This is a genomic window from Planotetraspora silvatica, from assembly GCF_016863315.1.
GTDB lineage: Bacteria > Actinomycetota > Actinomycetes > Streptosporangiales > Streptosporangiaceae > Planotetraspora > Planotetraspora silvatica.
Window position 1 is genome coordinate 52,905 of the sequence record NZ_BOOQ01000023.1, and the last position, 26,867, is coordinate 79,771.

22 protein-coding genes and 1 tRNA gene are annotated in these 26,867 nt (G+C 67.8%); 18 read left to right on the forward strand and 5 right to left on the reverse strand.

The genetic code is table 11. From position 1 onward, the window contains the following. Nucleotides 1-74 precede the first annotated feature (74 nt). Nucleotides 75-863 carry a hypothetical protein gene (locus tag Psi02_RS17300; RefSeq protein WP_203975301.1) on the reverse strand — a complete coding sequence of 263 codons (789 nt, stop codon included), beginning with the start codon at nucleotides 861-863 and terminating at the stop codon, nucleotides 75-77. 218 nt (nucleotides 864-1,081) lie between these two features. Between Psi02_RS17300 and Psi02_RS17305 the strand changes: the two genes are divergently transcribed. From Psi02_RS17305 to Psi02_RS17320, 4 genes are all read left to right on the forward strand, one after another. Continuing rightward, nucleotides 1,082-1,882, forward strand: coding sequence for a hypothetical protein (locus tag Psi02_RS17305; protein WP_203975303.1), 801 nt, complete (start codon nucleotides 1,082-1,084; stop codon nucleotides 1,880-1,882). A gap of 26 nt (nucleotides 1,883-1,908) precedes the next feature. Then, nucleotides 1,909-2,799, forward strand: coding sequence for a class F sortase (locus Psi02_RS17310; protein WP_239094955.1), 891 nt, complete (start codon nucleotides 1,909-1,911; stop codon nucleotides 2,797-2,799). An 82-nt stretch (nucleotides 2,800-2,881) separates the two neighbouring features. Beyond that, nucleotides 2,882-4,069 (forward strand): hypothetical protein, encoded by a 1,188-nt coding sequence (locus tag Psi02_RS17315; protein ID WP_203975305.1) that lies wholly within the window; start codon nucleotides 2,882-2,884, stop codon nucleotides 4,067-4,069. A gap of 129 nt (nucleotides 4,070-4,198) precedes the next feature. Further along, nucleotides 4,199-5,344 carry an acetyl-CoA C-acetyltransferase gene (locus tag Psi02_RS17320; RefSeq protein ID WP_203975307.1) on the forward strand — a complete coding sequence of 382 codons (1,146 nt, stop codon included), beginning with the start codon at nucleotides 4,199-4,201 and terminating at the stop codon, nucleotides 5,342-5,344. A gap of 561 nt (nucleotides 5,345-5,905) precedes the next feature. Here the strand turns inward: Psi02_RS17320 and Psi02_RS17325 are convergent. Next, the gene (locus tag Psi02_RS17325) at nucleotides 5,906-7,780 is read right to left on the reverse strand and encodes an acyl-CoA dehydrogenase family protein (RefSeq protein WP_203975309.1); all 1,875 of its coding nucleotides are present in this window, start codon (nucleotides 7,778-7,780) and stop codon (nucleotides 5,906-5,908) included. Nucleotides 7,781-7,861: 81 nt separating this feature from the next. After that, nucleotides 7,862-8,593: a class I SAM-dependent methyltransferase gene (locus Psi02_RS17330; protein ID WP_203975311.1), complete on the reverse strand. Its 732-nt coding sequence runs from the start codon at nucleotides 8,591-8,593 to the stop codon at nucleotides 7,862-7,864. A gap of 113 nt (nucleotides 8,594-8,706) precedes the next feature. Here Psi02_RS17330 and Psi02_RS17335 point away from each other — a divergent pair, with 113 nt between their 5' ends. Continuing rightward, entirely contained in the window at nucleotides 8,707-9,249 is a 543-nt protein-coding gene (locus tag Psi02_RS17335) for an RNA polymerase sigma factor (RefSeq protein WP_203975313.1), read from the forward strand. Then, on the forward strand, nucleotides 9,233-10,003 hold the full coding sequence (locus tag Psi02_RS17340) for a serine/threonine-protein kinase (protein ID WP_203975315.1): 771 nt from the start codon (nucleotides 9,233-9,235) through the stop codon (nucleotides 10,001-10,003). The genes Psi02_RS17335 and Psi02_RS17340 overlap by 17 nt, the downstream gene beginning before the upstream one ends. A 30-nt stretch (nucleotides 10,004-10,033) precedes the next feature. Here Psi02_RS17340 and Psi02_RS17345 read toward each other — a convergent pair whose 3' ends face one another. Next, nucleotides 10,034-11,056 (reverse strand): adenosine deaminase, encoded by a 1,023-nt coding sequence (locus tag Psi02_RS17345; protein WP_203975317.1) that lies wholly within the window; start codon nucleotides 11,054-11,056, stop codon nucleotides 10,034-10,036. A 291-nt stretch (nucleotides 11,057-11,347) separates the two neighbouring features. After that, nucleotides 11,348-12,553 (reverse strand): pyridoxal phosphate-dependent aminotransferase, encoded by a 1,206-nt coding sequence (locus tag Psi02_RS17350; protein ID WP_203975319.1) that lies wholly within the window; start codon nucleotides 12,551-12,553, stop codon nucleotides 11,348-11,350. A 203-nt stretch (nucleotides 12,554-12,756) separates the two neighbouring features. On the opposite strand from Psi02_RS17350, the gene Psi02_RS17355 reads away from it, so the two are divergent. From Psi02_RS17355 to Psi02_RS17410, 12 genes are all read left to right on the forward strand, one after another. Beyond that, a tRNA-Trp gene (locus Psi02_RS17355) sits at nucleotides 12,757-12,829 on the forward strand. A gap of 76 nt (nucleotides 12,830-12,905) precedes the next feature. Next, on the forward strand, nucleotides 12,906-13,163 hold the full coding sequence (gene secE / locus Psi02_RS17360) for a preprotein translocase subunit SecE (RefSeq protein WP_239094956.1): 258 nt from the start codon (nucleotides 12,906-12,908) through the stop codon (nucleotides 13,161-13,163). Between the two features lie 55 nt (nucleotides 13,164-13,218). Beyond that, nucleotides 13,219-13,989, forward strand: a complete 771-nt coding sequence (gene nusG, locus Psi02_RS17365; RefSeq protein ID WP_203975321.1) for a transcription termination/antitermination protein NusG — start codon at nucleotides 13,219-13,221, stop codon at nucleotides 13,987-13,989. 116 nt (nucleotides 13,990-14,105) lie between these two features. Next, nucleotides 14,106-14,537: a 50S ribosomal protein L11 gene (rplK, locus tag Psi02_RS17370; RefSeq protein ID WP_203953427.1), complete on the forward strand. Its 432-nt coding sequence runs from the start codon at nucleotides 14,106-14,108 to the stop codon at nucleotides 14,535-14,537. A gap of 186 nt (nucleotides 14,538-14,723) precedes the next feature. Continuing rightward, nucleotides 14,724-15,434, forward strand: coding sequence for a 50S ribosomal protein L1 (gene rplA / locus Psi02_RS17375; RefSeq protein ID WP_203975322.1), 711 nt, complete (start codon nucleotides 14,724-14,726; stop codon nucleotides 15,432-15,434). A 414-nt stretch (nucleotides 15,435-15,848) separates the two neighbouring features. Further along, on the forward strand, nucleotides 15,849-16,682 hold the full coding sequence (locus Psi02_RS17380; protein WP_203975323.1) for an SCO4651 family lipoprotein: 834 nt from the start codon (nucleotides 15,849-15,851) through the stop codon (nucleotides 16,680-16,682). 227 nt (nucleotides 16,683-16,909) lie between these two features. After that, nucleotides 16,910-17,434: a 50S ribosomal protein L10 gene (rplJ, locus tag Psi02_RS17385; protein WP_203975325.1), complete on the forward strand. Its 525-nt coding sequence runs from the start codon at nucleotides 16,910-16,912 to the stop codon at nucleotides 17,432-17,434. Nucleotides 17,435-17,515: 81 nt separating this feature from the next. After that, nucleotides 17,516-17,905: a 50S ribosomal protein L7/L12 gene (rplL, locus tag Psi02_RS17390; protein ID WP_203975327.1), complete on the forward strand. Its 390-nt coding sequence runs from the start codon at nucleotides 17,516-17,518 to the stop codon at nucleotides 17,903-17,905. A gap of 169 nt (nucleotides 17,906-18,074) precedes the next feature. Then, the gene (locus Psi02_RS17395) at nucleotides 18,075-18,566 is read left to right on the forward strand and encodes an Rv1363c family protein (RefSeq protein ID WP_239094957.1); all 492 of its coding nucleotides are present in this window, start codon (nucleotides 18,075-18,077) and stop codon (nucleotides 18,564-18,566) included. Continuing rightward, on the forward strand, nucleotides 18,563-19,069 hold the full coding sequence (locus tag Psi02_RS17400) for a hypothetical protein (protein WP_203975330.1): 507 nt from the start codon (nucleotides 18,563-18,565) through the stop codon (nucleotides 19,067-19,069). The genes Psi02_RS17395 and Psi02_RS17400 overlap by 4 nt, the downstream gene beginning before the upstream one ends. A 424-nt stretch (nucleotides 19,070-19,493) precedes the next feature. Then, complete coding sequence (gene rpoB, locus Psi02_RS17405) at nucleotides 19,494-22,958, forward strand: DNA-directed RNA polymerase subunit beta (protein WP_203975331.1); 3,465 nt, start codon at nucleotides 19,494-19,496, stop codon at nucleotides 22,956-22,958. 23 nt (nucleotides 22,959-22,981) lie between these two features. Continuing rightward, nucleotides 22,982-26,857 (forward strand): DNA-directed RNA polymerase subunit beta', encoded by a 3,876-nt coding sequence (locus tag Psi02_RS17410; protein ID WP_203975332.1) that lies wholly within the window; start codon nucleotides 22,982-22,984, stop codon nucleotides 26,855-26,857. The last annotated feature ends 10 nt before the right edge of the window (nucleotides 26,858-26,867 follow it).

Sequence of the window (26,867 nt, forward strand, 5' to 3'; positions counted from 1 at the left end):
TACGCCTTCCGGCTCGGGGTGTCATTCCGTGACCAGAATACGATTCTGTTACCGGCGGGTCGATTGCCGCGTCGTCATTCCCTGCCGATGGAGATCGCGTCTGCGGCCTCCTCCGCGGCGCCTTCCCGGGAGCCGGTTTCCGTCTGGCCTGGCTGTACCCGTGCCTGGACCACACGCTGGACGAGGAGCGTCGCGCCGACGGCCAGCACGGCCGTGACGACCAGCAGGTACGGCGAGGACCAGCCCCCGCCGCCGGATGCGGTGGCCGCCGTCTTCGGAGCCGTGGGTGCCGCAGGGGCGGTGACGGGCTGCTGGGGCGCGTCCGCCGGCTGTGCGACGGTGGCGGGAGGAGCGGGCGGTTGGGACGAGGTGACCGTGCCGTCCCACGGGAAGCCCGGAGGCTTGATCGATCCCCAGTAGTCGACGACCTCGGTGCCGACGCCTATCACGAACTGCGGCGGGGCAAGGGTCAGCCCGCCTGGGATGTTCATGGTTCCGATGTCGTACGGCATGAAGATCCCCTGGACGCCCTGCACCCGCCACTCACCGGCCGGGACCTTGATCGTCACCGCGTAGTGGGCGGGTTCGCTCAGTGCTGTGCCCAAGAAGTCCAAGGTCTTGCCGTCGGCGCCGGTCAGGCGCAGACCGGTCGAGCCGAGCTCGTTTCCGGCGACGTCGAACGGATGGGTCCCGTGCTGGAGGACCCAGTATCCGATCGTGTAGGCCTTGCCGGGCACGAGCTTGTCGGGGAGTGGATCGAGCTCGGTCGTCGCCCAGCCGCCCGCACGGGTCTGCGCGTGGGCGGGAAGGGTCAGGGCGAACATCATCGCCATCGCGCCGAGTGCCATCAGTAGTCGTCTCATCTGAGCACCTCCGGTCCTGATACACCGGGGGCGTCGCGAAGGTTCCCCCGCGAACACAAGTGGGCGGAGTTGACCAGATCGTGAGGAAATGAGAGCCGGATTTGCCGTGTGGGGCGGCGATCCGGGGTCGCAGTACATAGGATCTCTACCGGGTCATGACCGTACGGTGAAATCTCGGTGCGGCTGTCGATGCGGGGCACTGGATGGGAGACGGGTCGGTGCGGAGATCGCAGGCACGACGTCGAACGGTCATCGGAGCGTCCGCGGCCGCAATGGCCGGCGCGGTCGCCCTCATCGGAGGTCTGTCCGCGATCGGCGCCAGCGCCGACACCAGGACCGTGGCCTATGTCTGCCTTCCGTCGGCCCCGGCCACGGCGACGGCCTCACCCGGTCTCACCGCCGCGCTGAGCGGGCCGGTCGGCGCGACGCCGTCGCAGGCGGTCACGCTGACCTGGACGAACCAGCAGCCGTCCGGCACCGAGGAGATCATCACGGCGCCCACGGAGATCGCCACCACGGACCGCATCGTCATCGTCGGCGACCTTGTGATCTCCGGACCGGGTTCGAGCGCGAAGAAGACGATTCAGGCGACCGCGACGGGAACTCCGGGCACGGCCGTCCCCAGTGGGTCTGCCGTCCCCTTGCCGACGCTGACGGCGGTGATCACGCCGACCGCGACCGGCACGGTCGGCGTCAAGGCCGACGCGTTCACGCTGAAGGTGGGCCCGGCCGACGGCACCCCGGCGACCTGGTACGACTGCTCGATATCGACGACGGCGACGGCGAACACCAGCCCCGCGTCCCTGTCGATCAAGGTGACCCCGCAGGCGACGCGGACCGTCTACGAGACGGTGACCGCCCAGGTGAGTGAGACGCCGGAAGGCGGGGCCGCCACGGGCGGTGGCGCCGAGGCGGGGCCTGACGGGCGCGTCCTCGTCCTCACCGGCTCGGTGCTCGTCCTGGCCGCCGCGGGTGGGGGGCTCCTGCTCCGCACCCGTCGCCGTGCCGTACGGCACTAGCGGCAGACGACGTCGGGGACGGAGCCGTGAGCGGGCGGGAAGGACGACGCGAGGGCCCGGCCGGGCAGCCGGGACCGCCGGTCGATCCGTGGATGACGGCGGATCATCCACACCTTGTGTACGGCCCGCCGCCGCAGTTCTTCCAGCCCGTCATTCTGCCCCAGCAGGAGCCCTGGCCCGGGGCGGAAGGGCCGTCGGGCGGCGGTTCGACGGTGCTGCGCGGGATGCTTCTCCTCGCCGCCGTGGCGGGTGTGGTGATCATCGTCTTCGGGCTCGTCCTCATCCTGAGGTCGCCTGAGGAGTACGAGTCCCCGGCGCGCTCGGCACTGAAGGTGCAGGCGCTGGCTCCGACGGTCGGGCCCGGCGGTGCGGCACCGCTGAGTCAGGCGGACCCCACTGCGCCGCCGCCGCGCCCGGCCGATCCCGCGGCCGCGCCGATGCAGCCGTCGACGCCGAAGCGGCTGATCATTCCCCGATTGGGCGTCAACGCTCCGGTCGAATCGGTCGGCACGGACAAGAGCGGTGCCATCGAGACGCCGTCGATCAACGATTCCAACCTGGTCGGGTGGTATCGGGGTGGTCCCACCGCGGGAGAGGCCGGCCCCGCCGTGATGCTCGGGCACAAGGACACCGTCACGCGGGCGGCCGTGTTCACCCGTCTCCATGAGATCCGCAACGGCGACAAGATCGAGGTGGTCCGTCTCGACGGGACGACGGCGATCTTCACGGTGGGCGGCGTCGAGCAGGCGAACAAGCAGACCTTTCCCACCGACCGGGTGTACGGGCCGAGGGACGACGCGGAGTTGCGACTCATCACGTGCGGCGGCTCGTATAACCAGACGACTGGTCACTATGTGGATAACATCATCGTTTATGCGTTGATGACCGGCACGCGCCCTGCTGTTGGGAAGCCCTGAGCGCTGGCCGGTTCCGGTAAGGGCCCGTGGGACATGATTCCCGGGGGCTATCGTCTCTTCGAATCTTCACGAGGAGGGCCCTGTGGGCTGGTTGACGAATCTTCTGTTGCCGGGCCGGTTGCGTACGGGACCTACGGCGCTGCTGCCCGAAAAGCCGGATCCCAAGACCTTGCTGGCGATCGCCCAGCTGGCGGATCCGGACGCGCGTTTCGACGGCGACGACATCCTGGCGGGCGGATCGCGGATTCTTGCCGCGATCGAACTGGACGGTGAGACCTCGGGCAAGCTCGGGGTGACGGGCGAGGAGCAGGTGTGGGCCTGCCGGCTGTCCGCCGAGACCCAGCTGCCGATGGACTACTTCGACAAGAGCCTGGCCGAGGGCATCGCCTATCGCCTCGGCGGATGGTCCATGTGCCGTGGGGAGCCGACCGACCTCGCCGACAGCGACCTCCGCACCGTGCGCGTCTACCTGCCGGCGGCGCCGTCTCCCGAAGAGGTCGCCTCGCTCCTCGGCGAGGTGCTACGCCCGGCGGCGGACACCGGCGGGCGGCCGGACGGGGAGCCGGCCGACGGCATCGTCCACGTCACGGTGGACGGCGGGGTGGTGACCGACGTCTACGCGGGCGCCGACATGATGCTCACCGTCGAGGAGGGCAACAGGATCCCGCCGGCCGCCAAGGCGCACTGGCCGTATCTGACGGAGATCGTGATCATGCGGGTGTCCGCGATCGACGAGGCGGCTCTGGCCGCATTCGGCGGCCGGACCTCGACAGTCGAGGCGACCACGGCAGACGAGGCCACCGCGGCAGCCGAGGGAGCGTCCGGAGCCGCAGACGCCGAGGGGACCGCCACAGCCGGGACCGGTGAAGAGAACGCGGCCGAGCCCGAGGCGGAGACCCCGTCAGAGAACCCGACGACCACGGGCGCCCCCGAGGCCGACGTCGAGGTCGCGGACCTGGTGAGCGCAGACGTCGAGACGGGAGACGTCGAGACGGGAGACGCCGAGACCGTGGCCGGTGACACGGCCGGTGACGGCGCGGCGGATGCGGCCGCTGATGACACAGCAGCTGACGAGACGGTCGGCGAAGACACGGACGAGGGCGCCGATGGCGGTGTCGATGACGGTGCCGACGACACGGCACTGGTGGAGCGGGCCGCTGTGGCCCTCGTCCTGGCGAGCCGCCTCCAGGGAATCGCCACCGACCAGGGCGGCTTCCAGCTCGTCGAGGCGGAGGACGTCCTCCCTGGGCGCTACGCCGGGCAGCGGTGACTCCTGCGAGCGCTGCGCCCAAACCATCCTTATCCGACCGAAACGTGGTGTAGCCAGACACCCGTCGATGGAGGTTCTGGGGTAATCTCTCACTAACCGAACAATGCTCGGTTTCTTCTGGAGGGCACTGTGGCAGAGGCGTACATCGTCGGGGCGGTCCGTACCCCGGTCGGCAAGAAGAAGGGCGGGCTGTCCACCGTCCACCCCACGGATCTGGCCGCGCACACTCTCTCGGCGCTCGTCGAGCGCACCGGCGTCGACCCCTCCGCGGTGGAAGACGTGATCATGGGCTGTGTCATGCAGGTGGGTCCGCAGTCGATGGACATCGCCCGCAACGCCTGGCTGAGCGCAGGCCTCCCGGAGAACGTCGCGGGCGTCACCATCGACAGGCAGTGCGGCTCGTCCCAGCAGGCGATCCACTTCGCGGCCCAGGGCGTGCTGTCCGGCACCCAGGATCTCGTCGTGGCCGCCGGCGTCGAGTCGATGTCGATCGTCCCGATGGGGGCGAGCATCACGATGGCGCTGGAGAAGGGCATGCCGTTCCCCTTCGGCGACAAGTGGGTCGAGCGGTACGGCAAGCAGGAGATCAGCCAGTTCCGCGGCGCGGAGTTGATGGCCGACAAGTGGGAGCTGAGCCGGGAGCAGCTGGATCAGTACGCCTACGAGAGCCACCAGCGGGCCGCCAAGGCTGTCGCCAACGGCTACTTCAAGGATCAGATCGCCCCTCTCAACGGGGTCGAGGACGACGAGGGGCCCCGGCCGGACACGACGCTGGAGAAGATGGCCGAGCTCAAGACCCTCCGCCCCGACGGGAAGATCACCGCGGCGACGTCGTCGCAGATCTCGGACGGCTCGGGTGCCCTGCTGATCGCCTCCGAGCAGGCGGTGCGCGACCACGGCCTGACCCCGCGCGCCCGGATCGTCACGCTGGCGCTCACGGGCGACGACCCCGTCTACATGCTCACGGCTCCCATTCCGGCGACCCACAAGGCGCTGAGGAAGGCCGGGCTGAGCATCGGCGACATCGACGTCATCGAGATCAACGAGGCGTTCGCCCCGGTGCCTCTCGCCTGGCTCAAGGAGATCGGTGCCGACCCGGAGCGGACGAACCCGAACGGCGGCGCGATCGCCCTCGGACACCCGCTCGGCGGAACCGGCGCGATCCTGATGACCAAGCTCCTGCACGAACTCGAGCGCACCGGCGGCCGTTACGGCCTGCAGACGATGTGCGAGGGCGGCGGGCAGGCAAACGTCACCATCATCGAGCGCCTCTGATCTCCGTGCGGCTGTAGCGTGGCCGTATCCCAGTACGTGAAGGGCACCCAGGTCGGCGGGTGCCCTTCACTTTTTTCCCGGGGCGGTCCATGTCGCGGGCACCCGTGGCGATCCACGGGTGCCCGCGTCTTCACTTGTGGTGCGTCACCTGTGGCGTATCACTTGGACCGCGGCAGCCGGCGCGGTTGTCGCATGGGTCGGACGGGCTGCCGGGGCGGCGTTGTGCGGCTCGGCATCGCCGGCCGGCTGCGCTGCGGCTGAGGGATGCCGGGCAGGCTCTTGTCCTGCTTGCCGGATGGTCGGGTTCGCATGTGGGATCTCCTCGGACGACGAGAACGCGGCACCGAGGTGCCGTTCACTCAGCTGCCGCGTCAGGAAGGACAGGGCCAGAGAGCTGAGTCGCGCGTGATCAGCCGACTCGGGCTGATCAGCGGTCGCGGTACAGAATCCACATGGGTCCGACCGTAACAAGGCGGACGGATCCCACCAACAGGTTTTCGACGTACGGCAGGGCCGCCCCGCGACCATGAGGCGGCCACCCCGGTCATCTGGTGCCGGACGTCAGCGGACGTGCCGGTGGACGTCCTCGGCCTCGGTGGGCCCCGGCGTGGCCGGGGCGATCCAGGGGCCGTCAAGCGAGGGGTCGAGGATGCCGTCCTCCACGAACGTGTAGCGCCCGTCCAGGACGAGCCTGGCCAGCCGTACGTCCCGGGAGTCGGAGTTGTCCCACAGTCGGGCGAACAGGCCCTCGGCCCGCAGCCGCGCCTGGTCGCAGAAGGTGTCCGCGATCTCGTACGGCCGTCGGCCGAGGCGGGCGGCGTCCTCCTGGGCGCGGACGCAGACCGCCGTCATGGCGAACAGTTCGGCGCCGATGTCGACGATCCGGGACAGGAAGCCCTGCTTGTGCTCGAGCTTCCCCTGCCAGCGGGACATGCCGTAGAAGGTGGCCCGCGCCAGCTTGCGGCTGGTCCGCTCGACGTACCGCAGATGGTGGGCGAGCGCGCCGAACTCGGAGTAGGACGTCGGCAGCTGTCCCGGCCCGGCGAGCAGGCTCGGCAGCCATTTGGCGTAGAAGCCGCCCGCCTTGGTGGCCGCCCGCCCCTTGGCCCGGAGGTCGGCCTTCGGATCGATCAGCCCGCCCGCGACCGACAGGTGCGCGTCCACGGCCTCCCGGGCGATGAGCAGGTGCATGATCTCGGTTGAGCCCTCGAAGATGCGGTTGATCCGCAGGTCACGCAGCATCTGCTCGGCGGGGACACCGCGCTCGCCGCGGGCGTGGAGCGACTCGGCGGTCTCGTACCCCCGCCCTCCCCGGATCTGCACCAGCTCGTCGGCGACCCGCCAGGCCATCTCCGAGCCGTACAGCTTGGCCAGGGCGGCCTCGATGCGGATGTCGTTGCGCTCGTCGTCGGCCATCCTCCCAGCCAGTTCGACGACCGCTTCGAGGGCGTAAGCCGTACACGTGATGAAGGAGATCTTGTGGGCGACCGCCTCGTGCTCGCCGATCGGGCGGCCCCACTGCACGCGTTCCGACGCCCACTCCCTGGCGATCTTCGTGGCCCACTTCGCGGTGCCGGCGCACGTGGCCGGGAGTGAGAGGCGGCCGGTGTTCAGCGTGGTCAGGGCGATCTTCAGGCCCTGGCCCTCACGGCCGATGAGATTGTCGGCCGGCACGCGGACCTGGTGGAACCTCGTGACGCCGTTCTCGATGCCGCGCAGGCCCATGAAGGAGTTGCGGCGCTCCACGGTGATGCCCGGAGAGTCGGCCTCGACCACGAATGCGGAGATCTTCGAACCCGTCCTGGCCATCACGACGAGCAGGTCGGCCACGACGCCGTTGGTCGTCCACAACTTGACGCCGTCGATGACGTAGGTGTCGCCCTCGCGCACCGCGGTCGTGGCCAGCCGCGCCGGGTCGGAGCCCACGTCGGGTTCCGTCAGCAGGAACGCGGAGATCTCGCCGCGGGCGCATCGAGGCAGGAACCGCCGCTTCTGCTCGGGCGTCCCGAACAGGCGCACCGGCTGGGGCACGCCGATGGACTGGTGCGCGGACAGCAGTGCGCTGAGCGCGGGGGAGTACGACGCGGTGAGCTGCAGCGCCCGCGTGTAGTAGGTGTGGCTCAGCCCGAGCCCGCCGTACTCCTCGTCGATCGTCATCCCGAATGTGCCGAGCGCGACCAGGCCCTTGATCACCTCGTCCGGTATGACGGCGGTCCGCTCGATGAGCGCCGGATCGACCTTGTCCTGAAGGAAGCTCCGCAGCGCGCGGAGGAATTCCTCGCCCTTCTCGGTCTCCTGCTCGCTCAGCCGGGGTGCCGGATGAACGAGATCGAGTCTGAAGTCACCGAGGAAAAGCTGCTTCCCGAAGCTCGGCCTGGCCCATTCCTTCTCACGGGCCTGCTCGGCGACTTCCCGTGCCTTGGCGTAATCGGTCATCGCGGCCTCCAGAGGCGGTCGATGACTATGACGTTACGCCTGGTTACTACTAGTGAGTAGCCGACTCTGGTATAGGCCGGATTACCGCGGGACGCGGGCGACGCAGAAGACGGTCTGGCCGAACGGAGGCCGGATCAGGCGCTCGATGAAACGCGTGGCGGGCACGACGGTCCGGTCGTAGATCTTGACGAGCCGCGGGTCCGGGTAACCCACACCGCCACGGCGCACGGCGGCCCACCAGGCGATGCCGCCCAGGAAGTTGATCGGCTTGAGCACCTCGGCTTCGAGGCCCGCTCCGGCGACCGTGGCCCCGAGAGTCTTGGGCGTGTAGCGCTGGACGTGGCCGACCTTGCGGTCGAAGTCCCCGTACAGCTGCATGTATCCGGGCACCCAGATGATGATCCGGCCGCCGGGCGCGGTGACCTTGGCGAGTGACCTGAGCGCCTCGACGTCCTCCTCGATGTGCTCGAGGACGTTCATCATGACGACGGTGTCCACGGGGTCGGTCAGCGGAATCTCGGTCGGCAGGCCGAACTGCAGCACGGAGATGTCGTCACGGCCCTCGAATCGCTTTCCGAGCTGCTCGACGCAGTAGGGATCGAAGTCGCTCACGACGAGCCGGTCGAGCCTCGGGAGGAACTGCTCGGCGAAGTGGCCGAGGCCCGAGCCGATCTCCAGCATCGACCGTCCGACATGGGGGGCGACCATGTCGAACTCGTACTGCCGGTAATTCTTGGCCTCATCCCCACCCAGGTGGTTCTCCAGGGCCTCGTCTCCGGCGGCGGGTTGGACTACGCGGTCGTACCCAGACATTCGATCCTCGTTTACGCGGTCTGACGGAGTTCTGGAAAGTGTAGTGCCCTCCCATTAGCCATAGTTCGATTCGTCGTACTAGGCTTCACCGTCATTTCGCGAACGTTGATCCGATGGATGACGACGAGGCCGTAACCCGAGCGCTGGCCGGCGACCTGGACGCCTACGAGGTGCTGGTCGCCCGTTACAGCGCGGCCGCACACCGTACGGCGGGCCTGCTCGGCGCGGGGGACGAGGCCGAGGACGTCGTCCAGGAGGCGTTCGTCAAGGCGTTCCGCCACCTGCGGAGTTTCCGGCGTGAGGCGGCCTTCCGGCCGTGGCTGCTGCGCATCGTCGCGAACGAGACCCACAATCTCACCCGGTCCCGCGGCCGCCGGGCCGACCTGACGGTCCGCCTCGGCCAGGAACGGGAACAGGAGGGGCCGCAGACCCCGGAGGGGATCGTGGTCACCGCCGACGGCGGCGGCCGCCTCCTCGAGGCGGTGCGCAACCTGCCTGATCGGGAACGTGAGGCGGTGGTCTGCCGGTATTTCTTACAGCTGTCCGAGGCGGAGACCGCCGAGGTCCTCGGAGTACGGCTGGGCACGGTGAAGTCGCGGACGTTCCGCGGACTTCGGCGCCTGCGAGAGGAGGTGGGCCGTGAGCTCCTCCCCTGACCGTCCAGGCGACAGCTCGGACGATCGTTTCGACGAGCTGGAGGCCGACCTTCGTGCGCTCGGCGAGACGCTGCACGCTCCCGAGCCGCCGCCCGACGCCGTCGCCCGTGCCGTACGCGCTCGATTGGAGGCCCCGTCAGAGCAGGGCGCCCGCTCACGCCGGCCGGGTCTGTTCCCGCGGGTACGGCTGTCGCCGCGCAAGGCCGTCACGGCCGTGGCGGTGTTCCTCGCCGTGCTGATCGGGGCCACGCCCCAGGGCCGGGCCGCCGTCGTGTCCGTCCTCAGGTTCGCCGGGGTCGAGATCCGGGTCGGCGAGCCCGGACCGCTGCCGACCGGCGTCGCGAGCCCCCTGCCGTCCGAGAGGCGGGTCACGCTCGACGAGGCCCGGCAGGCGGTCGAGTTCCCCGTCGCCGTGCCCGCCGCGCTGGGCGACCCGGCGGACGTCCGGGTGTCCGACGGCGGCAGGGTGGTGACGCTGCTGTGGCCGGGCATCCGGCTGGACGAGTACAACGGGACGCTGGACGTGGTGTACCGCAAGGATCTCGGCGAGCCGTGGCCCGAGCAGATCCCGGCCGTTCGCGGATGGTGGATCCAGCAGCCGCACGGCGTCTCCTATCTGCCCAAGACAGGCGGCCCGCCCAGCGAGGAGCGGGTCGCGGGACCCACGCTCATCTGGCAGCGCGGCTCCGTCGGGTTCCGCCTGGAGGGCGCGGACAGGGAAGAGGCCATACGAATCGCGGACTCCACCCCGTGACCTCCCGGGCGATCCGCCCGCTCGGGCGGGTCAGTCCGCCGGTGCGGCGAGCCACGCGTCGATCTCGCCGGAGAGCTCCTTCTTCGTCGGCTCAGGGGCGGCCGACGAACGGATCGACTGCCGTGCCAGCTCCGCGAGCTCCGCGTCGCTGAAGCCGTAGGTCTCGCGGGCGAGCTCGTACTGCGGCACCAGCCGCGCCCCGAACAGCAGCGGGTCGTCGGCGCCCAGGGCGATCGGCACTCCGGCGTCGAACAGCCGGCGCACGGGCACGTCCTCCGGTCGCTCGGCGACGCCGAGGCCGACGTTCGACAGTGGGCAGACCTCACAGGCGACCTGACGGTCGGCCAGCCGTTCCATCAGGCGCGGCGACTCCGCCGCGCGCACGCCGTGACCGACGCGATCCGCCTCGAGATCGTCTACGCATTCGGCGACGCTGGCCGCCCCCAGGAGCTCACCACCGTGCGGTACGGCCAGCAGCCCCGCCCGCTTGGCGATGCGGAACGCGCCGTCGAAATCCCTGGCGCGGCCGCGGCGCTCGTCGTTGGACAACCCGAAGCCCACCACGCCCTTCCCCGTGTACTGCGAGGCCAGGCGCGCGAGGGTGCGGGCGTCGAGGGGATGGCGCGTGCGGTTGGCCGCCACGATCACCGCGATGCCGAGATCCGAGGTCGCGGCCGCCCTGTCGGCGGCGTCGAGGAAGAGCTCCAGGGTCGAGGTCAGCCCGCCGAACCGATGGGCGTATCCGGACGGGTCGACCTGGATCTCGAGCCAGCGTGAGCCCTCTCTGGCCTCGTCCTGCGCCGCCTCCCGCAACAACCGGTAGACGTCCTCCGGCCGTCTGAGGACCGATCTGGCGATGTCGTAGAGCCGCTGGAAGCGGAACCAGCCCCGCTCGTCGGTCGCCCGCAGTTGAGGAGGCCAGTCCTGCTCGAGGGCGTCGGGCAGATGGACGCCATGCTCGCGCGCGAGCTCGATGAGCGTGGAATGCCGCATCGAGCCGGTGAAGTGCAGGTGCAGGTGAGCCTTGGGGAGCTTGTCGAGTGGGCGCGGCATCTCCACATCCTGCCGTATCCGCTTGTCCACCTCGTGCCTGCCTCACGCGTTGCAGACGAGCGAGTGGGGAGCTCATGACCGAGGAAGACGAGGCGATCTTTCGACCCGGCCGGGCGAAGGACAGCCCTGCTCCGCACCGCGATTGGCGGTCGGCGGGGCCTCCGCGCCCGGCAGCGGTCGCGCATGGATGGGCCCAGGTCTCGCGGACAGTCGCGTAGACAGCGGAAAGGCCCGGGCGCCACGCCCGGGCCTTTCTCATATCGATCAGACGCTGTGATCAGACGGTGCGGATCAGCGGGCCTCGCCGAGGAGCTTGGCGACGCGGCTGACACCCTCGGCCAGGTCGTCGTCGCCCAGCGCGTAGGACAGGCGGAAGTAGCCGGGCGTGCCGAACGCCTCGCCGGGGACGAGGGCGACCTCGGCCTCCTCGAGGATGAGCTCGGCGAGCTCGGCCGACGTCTGCGGGCGCCTGCCGCGCAGCTCCTTGCCCAGCAGCGCCTTGACCGAGGGGTAGGCGTAGAACGCGCCCAGCGGCTCGGGGCACAGGACGCCGGGGATCTCGTTGAGCATCCGGACGATCGTCTGGCGGCGGCGGTCGAACGCCTCACGCATCTGCGCGACGGCCGACAGGTCGCCCGTGACGGCGGCGAGAGCGGCGGCCTGCGAGACGTTCGCGACGTTCGACGTCGCGTGCGACTGCAGGTTGGTCGCGGCCTTGACGACATCGGACGGCCCGATCAGCCAGCCCACCCGCCAGCCGGTCATCGCGTAAGTCTTGGCCACGCCGTTCAGCACGACGACCCGCTCGCGAAGCTCCGGCACGGCCGTGGCGATGCTGGAGAAGACGGCGTCGCCGTACACGAGGTGTTCGTAGATCTCGTCCGTGACGACCCACAGACCCTTGTCCAGCGCCCAGCGGCCGATCTCCTCGACCTGCGCGGGGGTGTACACCGCGCCGGTCGGGTTGGAGGGCGAGACGAACAGCAGGACCTTGGTGCGGTCGGTCAGCTTCTCCTCGAGCTGCTCGACGGTGGCGAGGTAACCCGTGGTCTCGTCGGTCACCACGTCGACCTGTACGCCGCCGGCCAGCCTGATCGCCTCGGGGTACGTCGTCCAGTAGGGGGCGATGACGATGACCTCGTCGCCCGGGTCGAGCAGCGTGGCGAACGCCTCGTAGACGGCCTGCTTGCCGCCGTTGGTGACCAGGACCTGCGAGGCGTCGACCTGGAACCCGCTGTCGCGCAGCGTCTTGTCCGCGATGGCCTGCTTGAGCTCGGGCAGCCCGCCGGCCGGCGTGTACTTGTGGAACCGGGGGTTCCTGGACGCCTCGACGGCCGCCTCGACGATGTAGTCGGGGGTCGGGAAGTCGGGCTCGCCTGCGCCGAAGCCGATGACCGGGCGGCCGGCGGCCTTCATGGCCTTGGCCCGGGCGTCCACGGCGAGCGTCGCGGACTCGGAGATCGCGGAGATACGCGCGGAGATGCGTGGTCGGGTCATGGCCACCATCGTTCCAGACCCGCCCGGCGGTTTCCCCTCCGTATCCGGGATTCGGACACTTCCACGCGATACCTTTGAGCCGCGTGGACCATAGTGGTTCGACGAAGGGGGCTTTCCCCCGTAGACTGCACCGTCTAGTGGACCATGACCGAGGAACGTACGGCTGAACTCAAGCGTTTCTCGGGTATTGTGGTGCACGGCTTAGGGCACTAGCGCAATTGGTAGCGCACCGGTCTCCAAAACCGGCGGTTGGGGGTTCGAGTCCCTCGTGCCCTGCGGAGTGCGGTCCGCGCACCATTGGCGTTGAAGCGCGCCGCAAGATGCGATGGACACGACGGATCAGGTGAGGACTGTGGCGATCGACACCCGCGGCGAGACCGCTGGAAAGCCAGGCAAGCCGAGCGGTGAGAAGAAGGCCAAGCGCACCTCTCCCGCTGTTTTCTATCGTCAGGTCGTCGCCGAGCTCCGCAAGGTCATCTGGCCGCGGCGCAACGATCTGATCAGCTACACGACCGTGGTTCTCGTCTTTGTCGTGATCATGGTCGGGATCGTGTTCGGGATCGACTCCTTGCTGGGGAAGGTGGTGCTGGCCGTCTTCGGCGGATCCTGATCCTGTCCGAGGCGTGACAGCACGTCATTTCACCGATCGAAGAAGGAAGAGTCCCGTGTCCGAGTCTCCGCTGCCGGTCGATGGCTCCCGTGATGAATGGGAGTCCGAGCCGGACGAGGCCGTAGAAGCCGTGGAAGAGGTCGACGACGCCGTCGTCGACCCGGACGGTGTTGACGGTGAAGCCGACTCGACCGAGGCCGTGGCAGAGGTCGACGAAGACGGCGACATCCTGCCCGACGTCGACCCGATCGAGGAGTTCAAGCGCCAGCTCCGCGGCCAGTACGGCGAGTGGTACGTCATTCACTCCTACGCCGGTTACGAGAACCGCGTGAAGCAGAACATCGAGAGCCGCACCGGGTCCCTCAACATGGAGGACTTCATCTTCCAGGTCGAGGTGCCGACCCACACGATCACCGAGTTCAAGGGCGGAAAGAAGACTCCGATCAAGGAGCGCGTCCTTCCCGGTTACGTGCTGGTCCGCATGGACCTGACCGACGAGTCGTGGGCCGCGGTCCGCAACACGCCCGGTGTCACCGGCTTCGTGGGCCTGTCGAACAAGCCGAGCCCGTTGAACCTGGACGAGGTCGCCAAGCTGCTCGCGCCCGAGCCGAGCGAGGAAGTCAAGAAGGCGACCTCCAAGGCCGCGGCCGCGACGGTCGACTTCGAGGTCGGCGAGTCCGTCACGGTCATGGACGGTCCGTTCGCGACGCTGCCGGCGACGGTGAGCGAGATCAGCGCCGAGTCGCAGAAGCTGAAGGTGCTCGTTTCGATCTTCGGTCGCGAGACCCCGGTCGAGCTGTCGTTCAACCAGGTCTCGAAGATCTGAGCACGTCGCATAGACTCGTTAGTCGTCCTCACACGCGCAAAGGGAAAGCCGGTCGCAGAACCGGCTTTCGTCGCGGTGTGAGGGTTTTGTAGGACAAAGGACCCGGAGAAGGACAGATGCCTCCAAAGAAGAAAGTCGCGGCCCTGGTGAAGGTCCAGCTTCCCGCTGGACAGGCCACGCCCGCGCCGCCGGTCGGTACCGCGCTCGGTCCGCACGGCGTCAACATCATGGACTTCGTCAAGCAGTACAACGCTGCGACGGAGGCCCAGCGGGGCAACATCATCCCCGTCGAGATCACCATCTTCGAAGACCGCAGCTTCACCTTCGTCACGAAGACGCCCCCGGCGCCTGAGCTGATCAAGAAGGCCGCCGGTCTGCAGAAGGGCAGTGCGGTCCCGCACAAGGACAAGGTGGGCAAGCTCACCAAGGACCAGCTGCGTCAGATCGCCGAGACGAAGATGCAGGACCTCAACGCCAACGACATCGAGGCGGCCGAGAAGATCATCGCCGGCACCGCCCGGTCGATGGGCATCACCATCGCCGACTAGTTCCAAGCCGCGACGGGCGCGGCGGTGCCTGGACCGAGGAACGCGCGGGAGCGAAGCGACCAAGCGTGACGAGGGAAGGCGACGCCTCTAAGGCGCCCGGAGCCCGCCCTGCCGAAGGCGGGGCGATCAAGCACTGTGGAAGGGCCCGTGCGCGGCCCGCACCACGATCTCCACGAGGAGCCGAAAGTGAAGCGCAGCAAGAGCTACAAGAACGCGGCCGCACAGATCGACCGCGACGCTCTGTACAACCCGCTGGACGGCGTCCGGCTGGCCAAGCAGACCGCCACCACCAAGTTCGACGCCACCGTCGAGGTCGCCCTGCGTCTGGGTGTCGACCCGCGCAAGGCGGACCAGATGGTCCGTGGCACCGTCAACCTCCCGCACGGCACCGGCAAGACCGCCCGGGTCCTGGTCTTCGCGACCGGTGACCGTGCCGAGGAGGCCCGCGCCGCGGGCGCCGACATCGTGGGCTCCGACGAACTGATCGACGAGGTGGCCAAGGGCCGGCTCGACTTCGACGCCGTCGTCGCGACCCCCGACCTGATGGGCAAGGTCGGCCGTCTGGGCCGCGTGCTCGGTCCGCGTGGTCTCATGCCGAACCCGAAGACCGGGACCGTGACGCCCGACGTCACCAAGGCCGTCACCGACATCAAGGGCGGCAAGATCGAGTTCCGGGTCGACCGGCACTCGAACCTGCACTTCATCATCGGCAAGTCGTCGTTCGACGAGCGCCAGCTCGTGGAGAACTACGCCGCCGCCCTCGATGAAGTGCTGCGTCTCAAGCCGTCGGCCGCCAAGGGCCGCTACCTCAAGAAGGTCACCTTCACCACGTCCATGGGCCCCGGCATCCCGGTCGACCCGAACGTCACGCGTGGGATGACCGAGGTCGAGGCCTGAGCCACGACATGATCCGAGCCTGATCTCAGGTCCGGAATCGGATTTCGTGAGAAACCCCTGCCCATCCGGGCAGGGGTTTCTTCCTTTCGGGGCGACCACTCGCCGGATGCGTCGACATGGTCGTCTTTCCCGATGCGCTGCCCTGTACGGCCAGGCCGTCCCTCGCCGTGTGACCTGCTCTCGCCCGGTACGGCATCGCGCGTCGTTCCCGGCTGGGCGGGCTCTTCCCGACATTTCCGAGCGGTATGAGAACGGTTTTTATATTTTTTCGTATTTCGCGGACTAGATCCATCATTCGGAATGTGTAGGGATCGCGTATATCTCGTGGCGTTTTTCCCCTTACCCACGCGTCTCGGGTCCCCGCCGCATAGGGTCGGGGAGCACCTGTTGGGGGAAAACGAAGGGAATGTAGGTATGCGCCGGTTTCTGGTGGTCGCCGGAGTGGCGGTCGCGATCACGGCAGCGGGATGTGGCACGACCACGGCCACCCCGTCACTCGAAAAGCACCAGCTCACGGCGGCCGAGGTCCTGCAGCAGACGGCGCAGAAGACCGACAAGGTCACCTCTTACGCCGCGGACGTCGTCATGAACATCTCCGGCCCCAAGGGCGAGTCCGGAACCATCGAGGGCACCGTGCGTGCTCAGACCGCTCCGAAGGTCGCGATCGACGCCTCGTTCGACAAGATCAGTTTCGGTGGCCAGAACGCCCCTGGCGGCATGAGGATGATCCTCGACGGTGACGTCGCGTACATGAAGATGGAGATGCTCCAGGCGCTCATGGGCGGGAACAAGCCCTGGATCAAGATCGACCTCAAGAAGGCCGGCGCCCAGGCGGGCCTCAACCTGGACGAGCTTCTCGGCCAGGCCAGCCAGATGGACCTGAAGACCAACACCAAGATGCTGACCGCATCCAAGGACATCAAAGTGGTCGGCGACGAGAAGGTCGGCGGCGTCGACACCACGCATTACGCCGGCACCTACCCGATGGCCGAGGCGCTGAAGCAGCTGCCCGCCGAGACGCAGAAGCAGGTCAAGACCCAGATGTCAGGGATGAAGGACATGAAGTTCGACGTCTGGATCGACGGCGACGGCCTTCCCCGCAAGATGGCGATGAAGACCGGCCAGGCCCAGACGGGCGCCATGGACATGACCATGCTCTTCAAGTCGTTCAACGAGAAGCTCGCGATCAAGGCACCGCCGGCCGGCCAGGTCGGGGAGCTGCCGACGAACATGCCTCTGGGCGCCTGATTTGGCGTCCTAGGGATTGACACGTATTCTGTCTCCTGCCAAAGACCGCCGGTCGTCGCCGGGCTGTTTCGTAGCACGGCGACCGAAGGATCCACATGAGTGGACGGCCCGCGTAGGTGTGGAGAGAGCTTGGGACGTCATCGTCCTTCCAAGCCCCGTGCGCCTGCGCCGGGGCTTGTTCGTTTGATGGGGGCCCTTCGCCGGCGGCACATCCTGGAAGGAGGCCCATGGCGAAGACGGACAAGACCGGTGCGGTTGCTGAACTCAAGAACGAGTTCGAAGGCTCCAGCGCCGCCGTTCTCACCGAATACCGCGGTCTCACCGTCGCCCAGCTCAAGGAGCTGCGCGTTTCTCTCGGTGGGCATGCGAAGTTCGCCGTGGCGAAGAACACGCTGACCAAGATCGCGGCCAATGGCGCCGGGATCACCGCCCTGGACGACCTGCTCCGGGGCCCGACCGCCATCGCGTTCGTCAAGGGCGACGTGGTGGAGGCGGCCAAGGGTCTGCGTGATTTCGCCAAGGCCAACCCCCTCCTGGTGATCAAGGGTGGTGTCGTCGACGGCAAGTCGATGAGCCCCGCCGAGATCACCAAGCTTGCCGACCTCGAGTCCCGTGAGGTGCTTCTCGCGAAGCTGGCCGGTGCGCTGAAGGCCAAGCAGTCTCAGGCTGCCGCCACCTTCGCCGCGCTGCCCACCAACATGGCTCGGCTCGTCGAGGCTCTGCGCGTCAAGCGCGATGAGGCCGGCGAGTAGGTCCCGCACAGGCGGGCGGAGGAAGCGCGCTACCGCGGTCCCTTATCAACGTTTTGCTAGATCCACTGGAGGAACACCATCATGGCGAAGCTCAGCACTGACGAGCTGCTCGACACCTTCAAGGAGATGACCCTCCTTGAGCTCTCCGACTTCGTGAAGCTCTTCGAGGAGACCTTCGACGTCAAGGCCGCCGCCCCGGTCGCGGTCGCCGCCGCCGCTGGTGGCCCCGCCGCCCCCGCCGAAGAGGTTGAGGAGCAGGACGAGTTCGAGGTCGTCCTCGAGGCCGCCGGCGACAAGAAGATCCAGGTCATCAAGGAGATCCGCGCTCTGACGAGCCTGGGCCTCAAGGAGGCCAAGGACCTCGTCGACGGCGCTCCCAAGTCCGTCTTCGACGGCAAGGTCAACAAGGAGCAGGCCGAGAAGGCGAAGGCGGCCCTCGAGGGCGCCGGCGCCACCGTCACGGTCAAGTAGCACCTCGTCGGAAGGGCGGGTCCACCCCGGTGCCGGGTGGTGCCCGCCCTTTCGCATGCCCGGCGCCGGGCCGTACCGGAGATCGAGACTCCTATGGGCAGGCACGGCTCCCTGATCTATGTTGCGGGAGGGGATCCGGCGTCCGGCGACATGATCGGGGGTGGGCCGGGTGCGGCGTGCACTGGTCGTCAGCCTCCTGCTACTCGTCACCGCCGCTTTGGGGGGAGCCGCCGTATGGGCCGGAGAGGCCCGTGACGCCGCCCAGGCCGCCGAGGACGACCGTCGGTCGGCGGCGCGCGCGGCGGCCGTCCACGCGGTCAATCTGCTCTCCGTCGACCACAGAACCGTCGACGACGACATGAAGCGGGTGGTCGCGACGTCGACCGGCGAGGAGCGCGAGGAGTACGCCAGGAACGAGGCGGCCCTCAAGAAGGCCACCGTCGACAACAAGGTGGTCCAGACCGGCGTGCTCCGGGCGACCGGGCTGGCGTCCATGACGCGGGACCGCCGTGCGGCCGAGGTGCTGATCGTCGCCGACGCGGTGATCCACTGGGAGGACGGCAGGAAGGCCGCACCCGAGGAGCGCTTCTACCGCTGGCGCATGGAGGTCACCAAGACCGGCGGGGTCTGGCTGGTATCGAAGGCGGAACTCGTCCAATGAGGCGTCTGCTGATCGCTCTGGTGACCCTCTCGGCGGCGATCCTCGCCGTCGTGGTGGTTCGGACCGGTCTCGACCTACGGCGCATCCAGAACGGCGAGAGGTCCGCCGCGGCGGGCTTGGCCGCCGCCCGGACGCTGGCCCCCGACATGTTGTCGTACGACTACCGTACGATCGATCAAGATCTTCGAAGGGCGCAGAGCCGGGCCACGGGGATGCTGGTGGGGCGCTACCGCGAGCTGGCCGCCACACTCCCCGCGGAGGCGCGGCGCCGGCGGCTTGTGCAGCAGGCCGTGGTGGCGGCGGCGGGCGTCGAGACGGCCACGCCGGAGGAGGTGCGGGTGCTGGTGTTCGTCAACATGACCCGGAGCAGTTCCGAGCCGGGTGGCGACGGGCCGGAGCAGCAGGTCAGCCAGGGGAGGGCCCGGCTCCTCCTGGTGACGGACGGCGACGGCTGGCGGGTCGCGGACCTGTCCACGCTGCTCGGTGACACGCCCGCTCGCTGACCCGCTTTATTCAATTGTTAGCAAAGGTTGCGTTTAGGGCACTTCGATCGCGGGCAGATGTTCGGCACGGCGGCGTAGACCGATGGTCAGCGTTGGCCCGTCTGTGTGACGGAACGTTACCTGGACCGGCTCCCGGGTAGGGACTGGATCCGATGATGTTCGTCCGTCGTCCGGATGGGAAACACCCAGCGTGGTGCCCGTCAGTTAGGCGAAATGTGGGCTCTCGGGCTTGACGTTTCGGCTCAGACGGGTGATGCTGCCACCAACGTGGAGCGCAGAGCGAGAGCGGAGTGGACAGGTGTATGCCTATCGGCTACACTGCCCCTTTGCGCTGCCCTTTGACGACCGTCTCTCTGAGTAATGCTTAGTCTCTGGTCGTCTGGCGTGCGTGTAGTCAGTCCGCGAGCCCTCGGAAGGACATCTGTTGGCAGCCTCGCGCAACGCCTCCGCCGTACCCGCCGGTCCCCGTAACGTGTCATTCGCACGTATCCAGGAGCCGCTCGAAGTCCCCGACCTTCTCGCCTTGCAGACCGAGTCTTTCGACTGGCTGCTCGGCAACGAGAAATGGAAGGGGCGGGTCGAGGCGGCTCGCCAGGCCGGGCGCAAGGACGTTCCGGCCCAGTCAGGTCTCGAAGAGATCTTTGAAGAGATCAGTCCCATCGAGGACTTCTCCGGCACCATGTCCCTGTCGTTCCGGGACCACAGGTTCGAGCCGCCCAAGTACTCAGTCGATGAGTGCAAAGACAAGGACATGACCTTCTCCGCCCCGATGTTCGTGACGGCGGAGTTCATCAATAACACCACCGGTGAGATCAAGAGCCAGACGGTGTTCATGGGTGACTTCCCGCTCATGACCTCGAAGGGCACCTTCATCATCAACGGCACCGAGCGTGTCGTGGTGTCTCAGCTCGTCCGGTCCCCGGGTGTCTACTTCGACCGTTCGGTCGACAAGACCTCCGACAAGGACCTTTTCGGCGCCAAGGTGATCCCGTCTCGTGGCGCCTGGCTCGAGTTCGAGATCGACAAGCGTGACAGCGTCGGTGTTCGTATCGACCGCAAGCGCAAGCAGCCCGTCACGGTGCTGCTCAAGGCGCTCGGTTGGACGACCGACCAGATCTTGGAGCGTTTCGGGCAGTACGAGTCGATGCGCGCGACCCTGGAGAAGGACCACACCTCCGGCCAGGACGACGCGTTGCTCGACATCTACCGCAAGCTGCGTCCGGGTGAGCCGCCGACGAAGGAGTCCGCCCAGACGCTGTTGGAGAACCTCTACTTCAACCCGAAGCGTTACGACCTCGCGAAGGTCGGCCGCTACAAGATCAACAAGAAGCTGGGCGCCCAGTCGGACATCACCCAGGGCACGCTGACCGACGAGGACATCGTCGCCACCATCGAGTACATCGTCCGGCTGCACGCCGGCGAGGAGTCGATGGGCCCCGAGGGCTCCGTCATCGTCGAGACCGACGACATCGACCACTTCGGCAACCGCCGTCTCCGCACGGTCGGCGAGCTCATCCAGAACCAGGTCCGCCTGGGCCTGGCCCGTATGGAGCGCGTCGTCCGCGAGCGGATGACCACGCAGGACGTCGAGGCCATCACGCCGCAGACCCTGATCAACATTCGCCCGGTCGTGGCGTCGATCAAGGAGTTCTTCGGCACCTCCCAGCTGTCGCAGTTCATGGACCAGACCAACCCGCTGGCGGGCCTGACGCACAAGCGGCGTCTTTCGGCCCTCGGCCCGGGTGGTCTGTCCCGTGAACGCGCCGGCTTCGAAGTCCGTGACGTGCACCCGTCGCACTACGGCCGGATGTGTCCGATCGAGACGCCGGAAGGCCCGAACATCGGCCTCATCGGCTCGCTGTCGTCCTTCGGCCGCGTCAACTCCTTCGGGTTCGTCGAGACGCCGTACCGCAAGGTCGTGGACGGGCTGGTCACCGAGCACATCGACTACCTGACCGCGGACGAGGAGGACAGGTACGTGGTGGCCCAGGCCAACACGGGCCTGAACGCCGACGGCAGCTTCGAGGAGTCCCGCGTGCTGGCCCGCCGCAAGGGCGGGGAGTTCGAGGCCGTCCAGCCCGCCGACGTGGACTACATGGATGTGTCTCCGCGTCAGATGGTGTCGGTCGCGACCGCCATGATCCCGTTCCTCGAGCACGACGACGCCAACCGCGCGCTCATGGGATCGAACATGCAGCGCCAGTCGGTGCCGCTGCTCAAGAGCGAGGCGCCGCTGGTCGGCACCGGCATGGAGTACCGTGCCGCGACCGACGCCGGCGACGTCATCAGCGCCGAGAAGGCCGGCGTGGTCGAGGAGGTCTCCGCCGACTACGTCACCGTCATGAACGACGACGGCACGCGCACCACCTACCGTGTCGCCAAGTTCAAGAGGTCCAACCAGGGCACCTCGTTCAACCAGAAGCCCATCGTCGCCGAGGGCGACCGGGTCGAGGTCAACCAGGTCATCGCCGACGGGCCGTGCACCGACAACGGTGAGATGGCGCTCGGCAAGAACCTGCTCGTGGCGTTCATGCCGTGGGAGGGCCACAACTACGAAGACGCGATCATCCTTTCCCAGCGTCTGGTGCAGGACGACGTCCTGTCCTCGATCCACATCGAGGAGCACGAGGTCGACGCCCGCGACACCAAGCTGGGTCCTGAGGAGATCACCCGCGACATCCCGAACGTCTCGGAGGAGGTCCTCGCCGACCTCGACGAGCGCGGGATCATCCGCATCGGCGCCGAGGTCACCACTGGTGACATCCTGGTCGGCAAGGTCACGCCCAAGGGTGAGACCGAACTGACCCCCGAGGAGCGCCTGCTTCGCGCGATCTTCGGTGAGAAGGCGCGGGAGGTCCGCGACACCTCGCTGAAGGTGCCGCACGGTGAGTCCGGCAAGGTCATCGGTGTCCGGGTGTTCAGCCGCGAGGAGGGCGACGAGCTTCCTCCGGGTGTGAACGAGCTGGTCCGCGTCTACGTGGCCCAGAAGCGCAAGATCACCGATGGTGACAAGCTCGCCGGCCGTCACGGCAACAAGGGCGTCATCTCCAAGATCCTCCCTGTGGAGGACATGCCGTTCCTCGAGGACGGCACCCCGGTCGACATCGTCCTGAACCCTCTGGGTGTTCCCGGTCGAATGAACGTCGGCCAGGTCCTGGAGACCCACCTGGGCTGGATCGCGGCCCGCGGGTGGGACGTCAGCGGTGTCGAGGAGGCCTGGGCGGAACGCCTGCGCGACAAGGGCCTGACCAGCATCGAGCCGCGCACCAAGGTGGCGACCCCGGTGTTCGACGGTGCCCACGAGGAGGAGATCGTCGGTCTGCTGAGCAACACCCTGGCCAACAGGGACGGCTCGCGCATGGTCGGCGAGAACGGCAAGGCGCGGCTGTTCGACGGCCGCTCCGGCGAGCCGTTCCCGCACCCGATCTCGGTCGGCTACATCTACATCCTCAAGCTGCTCCACCTGGTCGACGACAAGATCCACGCTCGTTCGACCGGTCCGTACTCCATGATCACCCAGCAGCCGCTCGGTGGTAAGGCCCAGTTCGGTGGCCAGCGCTTCGGCGAGATGGAGGTGTGGGCCCTCGAGGCGTACGGCGCGGCCTACGCGCTGCAGGAGCTGCTGACGATCAAGTCCGACGACGTGCTCGGCCGTGTGAAGGTCTACGAGGCCATCGTCAAGGGCGAGAACATCCCCGAGCCGGGCATTCCTGAGTCCTTCAAGGTCCTCATCAAGGAAATGCAGTCGCTCTGCCTCAATGTCGAGGTGCTGTCGAGCGACGGCATGTCCATCGAGATGAGGGACACGGACGAGGATGTCTTCCGCGCTGCGGAGGAGCTCGGCATCGACCTGTCCCGGCGTGAGCCGAGCAGCGTCGAAGAGGTCTGATCTAGAAGCTGAGGGGATCAAAAGTGCTCGACGTCAACTTCTTCGACGAACTGCGAATCGGCCTGGCGACCGCTGACGACATCCGGCAGTGGTCGCACGGCGAGGTCAAGAAGCCGGAGACGATCAACTACCGGACTCTCAAGCCGGAAAAGGACGGGCTCTTCTGCGAGAAGATCTTCGGTCCGACCCGGGACTGGGAGTGCTACTGCGGCAAGTACAAGCGCGTCCGCTTCAAGGGCATCATCTGTGAGCGTTGTGGCGTCGAGGTCACGCGCGCCAAGGTGCGCCGCGAGCGGATGGGCCACATCGAGCTGGCCGCGCCCGTCACGCACATCTGGTACTTCAAGGGCGTTCCTTCGCGCCTCGGGTACCTGCTCGACCTGGCCCCGAAGGACCTCGAGAAGGTCATCTACTTCGCGGCCTACATGATCACGCATGTCGACAACGAGATGCGTGACCGTGACGTGCCGTCGCTGGAGGCGAAGATCTCCGTCGAGCGGCAGCACATCGAGCAGCGCCGTGACGCCGACATCGAGGCCCGCCAGAAGAAGCTCGAGGCCGACCTGGCCGAGCTGGAGGCCGCCGGCGCCAAGGGCGACCAGCGTCGCAAGGTGCGTGAGGGCGCCGACCGCGAGATGCGGCAGCTGCGCGACCGCGCCCAGCGCGAACTGGACCGTCTCGACGAGGTCTGGAGCCGCTTCAAGAACCTCAAGGTCCAGGACCTCGAGGGCGACGAGCTGCTCTACCGCGAGATGCGCGACCGTTTCGGCCGCTACTTCCGCGGCGGAATGGGCGCCCAGGCCATCCAGGAGCGGCTGAACAGCTTCGACCTGGACGCCGAGGCCGAGAACCTGCGCGAGACCATCCGCAGCGGCAAGGGCCAGAAGAAGGCCCGCGCCCTCAAGCGGCTCAAGGTCGTGGCGGCGTTCCTCAACACGAGGAACTCGCCGAGCGGCATGGTGCTCGACTGCATCCCGGTGATCCCGCCGGACCTGCGCCCGATGGTCCAGCTGGACGGCGGCCGGTTCGCGACCTCCGACCTGAACGACCTGTACCGCCGGGTCATCAACCGGAACAACCGGCTCAAGCGCCTCCTCGACCTCGGTGCTCCCGAGATCATCGTGAACAACGAGAAGCGCATGCTGCAGGAGGCCGTCGACGCGCTGTTCGACAACGGCCGCCGCGGTCGTCCGGTCACCGGTCCCGGCAACCGTCCCCTGAAGTCCCTCAGCGACATGCTGAAGGGCAAGCAGGGCCGGTTCCGCCAGAACCTGCTGGGCAAGCGTGTCGACTACTCCGGCCGTTCGGTCATCGTCGTCGGCCCGCAGCTCAAGCTGCACCAGTGCGGTCTGCCCAAGCAGATGGCGCTGGAGCTGTTCAAGCCGTTCGTGATGAAGCGCCTGGTCGATCTGAACCACGCGCAGAACATCAAGTCGGCCAAGCGGATGGTCGAGCGTGCCCGTCCCGTCGTGTGGGACGTGCTCGAAGAGGTCATCACCGAGCACCCGGTGCTGCTCAACCGTGCGCCCACGCTGCACCGTCTGGGCATCCAGGCGTTCGAACCGCAGCTGGTCGAGGGCAAGGCGATCCAGATTCACCCGCTCGTCTGCACCGCGTTCAACGCGGACTTCGACGGTGACCAGATGGCCGTGCACCTGCCCCTGTCCGCTGAGGCGCAGGCCGAGGCCCGCATCCTGATGTTGTCGACCAACAACATCCTCAAGCCGGCCGACGGCAAGCCCGTGACGATGCCCACCCAGGACATGGTCATCGGTCTGTACTGGCTGACGACGGACAAGGTCGACGCCGTGGGCACAGGCCGCGTGTTCGGCACCGTGTCGGAGGCCCTCATGGCCCACGACCGGCACGAGCTGGACATGCAGGCCACGATCCAGGTCCGGCTCAAGGACGTCCCGCCGCCCCGTGGCTGGGAGGCCCCGGAAGGGTGGGAGGCCGGCGAGCCGATCCGGCTGGAGACCACGCTCGGCCGGTGTCTGTTCAACCAGACGCTGCCGGACAACTACCCCTTCGTGAACTACCAGGTCGGCAAGAAGCAGCTCTCGGGAATCGTCAACGAGCTGGCCGAGCGGTACCCGAAGGTCGAGGTCGCGAACGCGCTCGACTCGCTCAAGGACGCGGGCTTCCACTGGGCGACCCGCGCCGGTGTGACGATCTCGATCGAGGACGTCGTGGCCCCGCCGAACAAGGCGACGATCATGGAGTCGTACGAGAAGCGGGCCGACAAGGTCCAGCGCGAGTACGACCGTGGTCTGATCACCGACGAGGAGCGCCGTCAGGAGCTCATCGAGATCTGGACCCACGCCACGGCGGACGTCGAGACCGACATGGTCAACGCGTTCCCCGCGACGAACCCGGTCTGGATGATGGTGAACTCCGGCGCCCGCGGTAACAAGATGCAGGTGCGGCAGATCGCCGGCATCCGTGGCCTGGTGTCCAACACCAAGGGTGAGACGATCCCGCGGCCGATCAAGTCCTCGTTCCGCGAGGGCCTGTCGGTGCTGGAGTACTTCATCTCCACCCACGGCCAGCGGAAGGGTCTGGCGGACACCGCGCTGCGGACCGCCGACTCCGGTTACCTGACCCGTCGTCTGGTCGACGTGGCCCAGGACGTCATCGTCCGCGAGATCGACTGCGGCACCGACCGCGCGGTCCCGCTGCACGTCGGTGAGCGCGACTCGCAGGGCAACCTGGTCAAGGCCGAGAACGCCGAGAGCAACGTGCATGGCCGGATCCTGGCCGAGGACGTCGAGGTGGACGGCAAGCTCGTGGCCTCGGCGGGCGCCGACATCAACGACCTGATCGTCACGGCGCTGGTCGAGGCCGGGGTCGAGACGGTCAGGACCCGTAGCACCCTGGTGTGCGAGGCCAAGATCGGTGTCTGTGCCACCTGCTACGGCCGTTCGCTGGCCACCGGCAAGCTGGTCGACGTCGGTGAGGCCGTCGGCATCATCGCGGCCCAGTCCATCGGTGAGCCCGGCACCCAGCTGACCATGCGTACCTTCCACACCGGTGGTGTGGCGGGTGCGGACATCACGCACGGTCTGCCGCGTGTCCAGGAGCTGTTCGAGGCGCGCATCCCCAAGGGTGTCGCTCCGATCAGCGAGGTCATGGGCCGGGTGCGGATCGACGAGACCGACAAGACCCGCAAGATCGTCATCACTCCGGACGACGGCTCGGAAGAGATCGCCTACCCGGTGTCGATGAGGTCCAGGCTGCTGGTCACCGATGGTCAGCGTGTCGAGGTCGGCCAGCTGCTGATCGCCGGTGCGCGCAACCCGAACGAGGTCCTGCGCATCCTCGGCCCCCGCGCGGTGCAGCTGCACCTGGTGGACGAGGTCCAGCAGGTCTACCGCTCGCAGGGTGTGTCGATCCACGACAAGCACATCGAGGTCATCGTCCGGCAGATGCTCAAGCGCGTGAACGTGCTCGAGTCGGGCGACACCGAGCTGCTGCCCGGTGAGCTCGTCGAGCGGCCGCGCTTCGAGGTGCTCAACCGTGAGACCAAGGCGGAGGGTGGCCAGCCGGCCTCCGGCCGTCCGGTCCTCATGGGCATCACGAAGGCGTCCCTCGCCACCGAGTCGTGGCTGTCGGCGGCGTCCTTCCAGGAGACGACGCGAGTCCTGACCGACGCGGCGATCCACGCCAAGTCGGACTCGCTGCTCGGCCTCAAGGAGAACGTCATCATCGGTAAGCTCATCCCGGCCGGTACGGGTATGCCCCAGTACCGCAACATCCGGGTGGAGCCCACCGAGGAGGCCAAGGCCGCGATGTACACGGTCGGCGGCTACGACGGCTCCGCGGCGGACTACACGTTCGGCTCCGGCAGCGGCGAGGCCGTCCCGCTGGAGGAGTACGACTTCGGCCAGTACGGCCGGTAAGTCCTAGAAG

Bases quoted from the DNA above. Each gene is read 5' to 3' on its own strand.
- Psi02_RS17300 (WP_203975301.1), bottom strand. From the start codon at position 863: ATGAGACGACTACTGATGGCACTCGGCGCGATGGCGATGATGTTCGCC.
- Psi02_RS17325 (WP_203975309.1), bottom strand. From the start codon at position 7,780: ATGACCGATTACGCCAAGGCACGGGAAGTCGCCGAGCAGGCCCGTGAG.
- Psi02_RS17330 (WP_203975311.1), bottom strand. From the start codon at position 8,593: ATGTCTGGGTACGACCGCGTAGTCCAACCCGCCGCCGGAGACGAGGCC.
- Psi02_RS17335 (WP_203975313.1), top strand. From the start codon at position 8,707: ATGGATGACGACGAGGCCGTAACCCGAGCGCTGGCCGGCGACCTGGAC.
- Psi02_RS17345 (WP_203975317.1), bottom strand. From the start codon at position 11,056: ATGCCGCGCCCACTCGACAAGCTCCCCAAGGCTCACCTGCACCTGCAC.
- Psi02_RS17350 (WP_203975319.1), bottom strand. From the start codon at position 12,553: ATGACCCGACCACGCATCTCCGCGCGTATCTCCGCGATCTCCGAGTCC.
- rplK (WP_203953427.1), top strand. From the start codon at position 14,106: ATGCCTCCAAAGAAGAAAGTCGCGGCCCTGGTGAAGGTCCAGCTTCCC.
- Psi02_RS17380 (WP_203975323.1), top strand. From the start codon at position 15,849: ATGCGCCGGTTTCTGGTGGTCGCCGGAGTGGCGGTCGCGATCACGGCA.
- rplJ (WP_203975325.1), top strand. From the start codon at position 16,910: ATGGCGAAGACGGACAAGACCGGTGCGGTTGCTGAACTCAAGAACGAG.
- rplL (WP_203975327.1), top strand. From the start codon at position 17,516: ATGGCGAAGCTCAGCACTGACGAGCTGCTCGACACCTTCAAGGAGATG.
- Psi02_RS17400 (WP_203975330.1), top strand. From the start codon at position 18,563: ATGAGGCGTCTGCTGATCGCTCTGGTGACCCTCTCGGCGGCGATCCTC.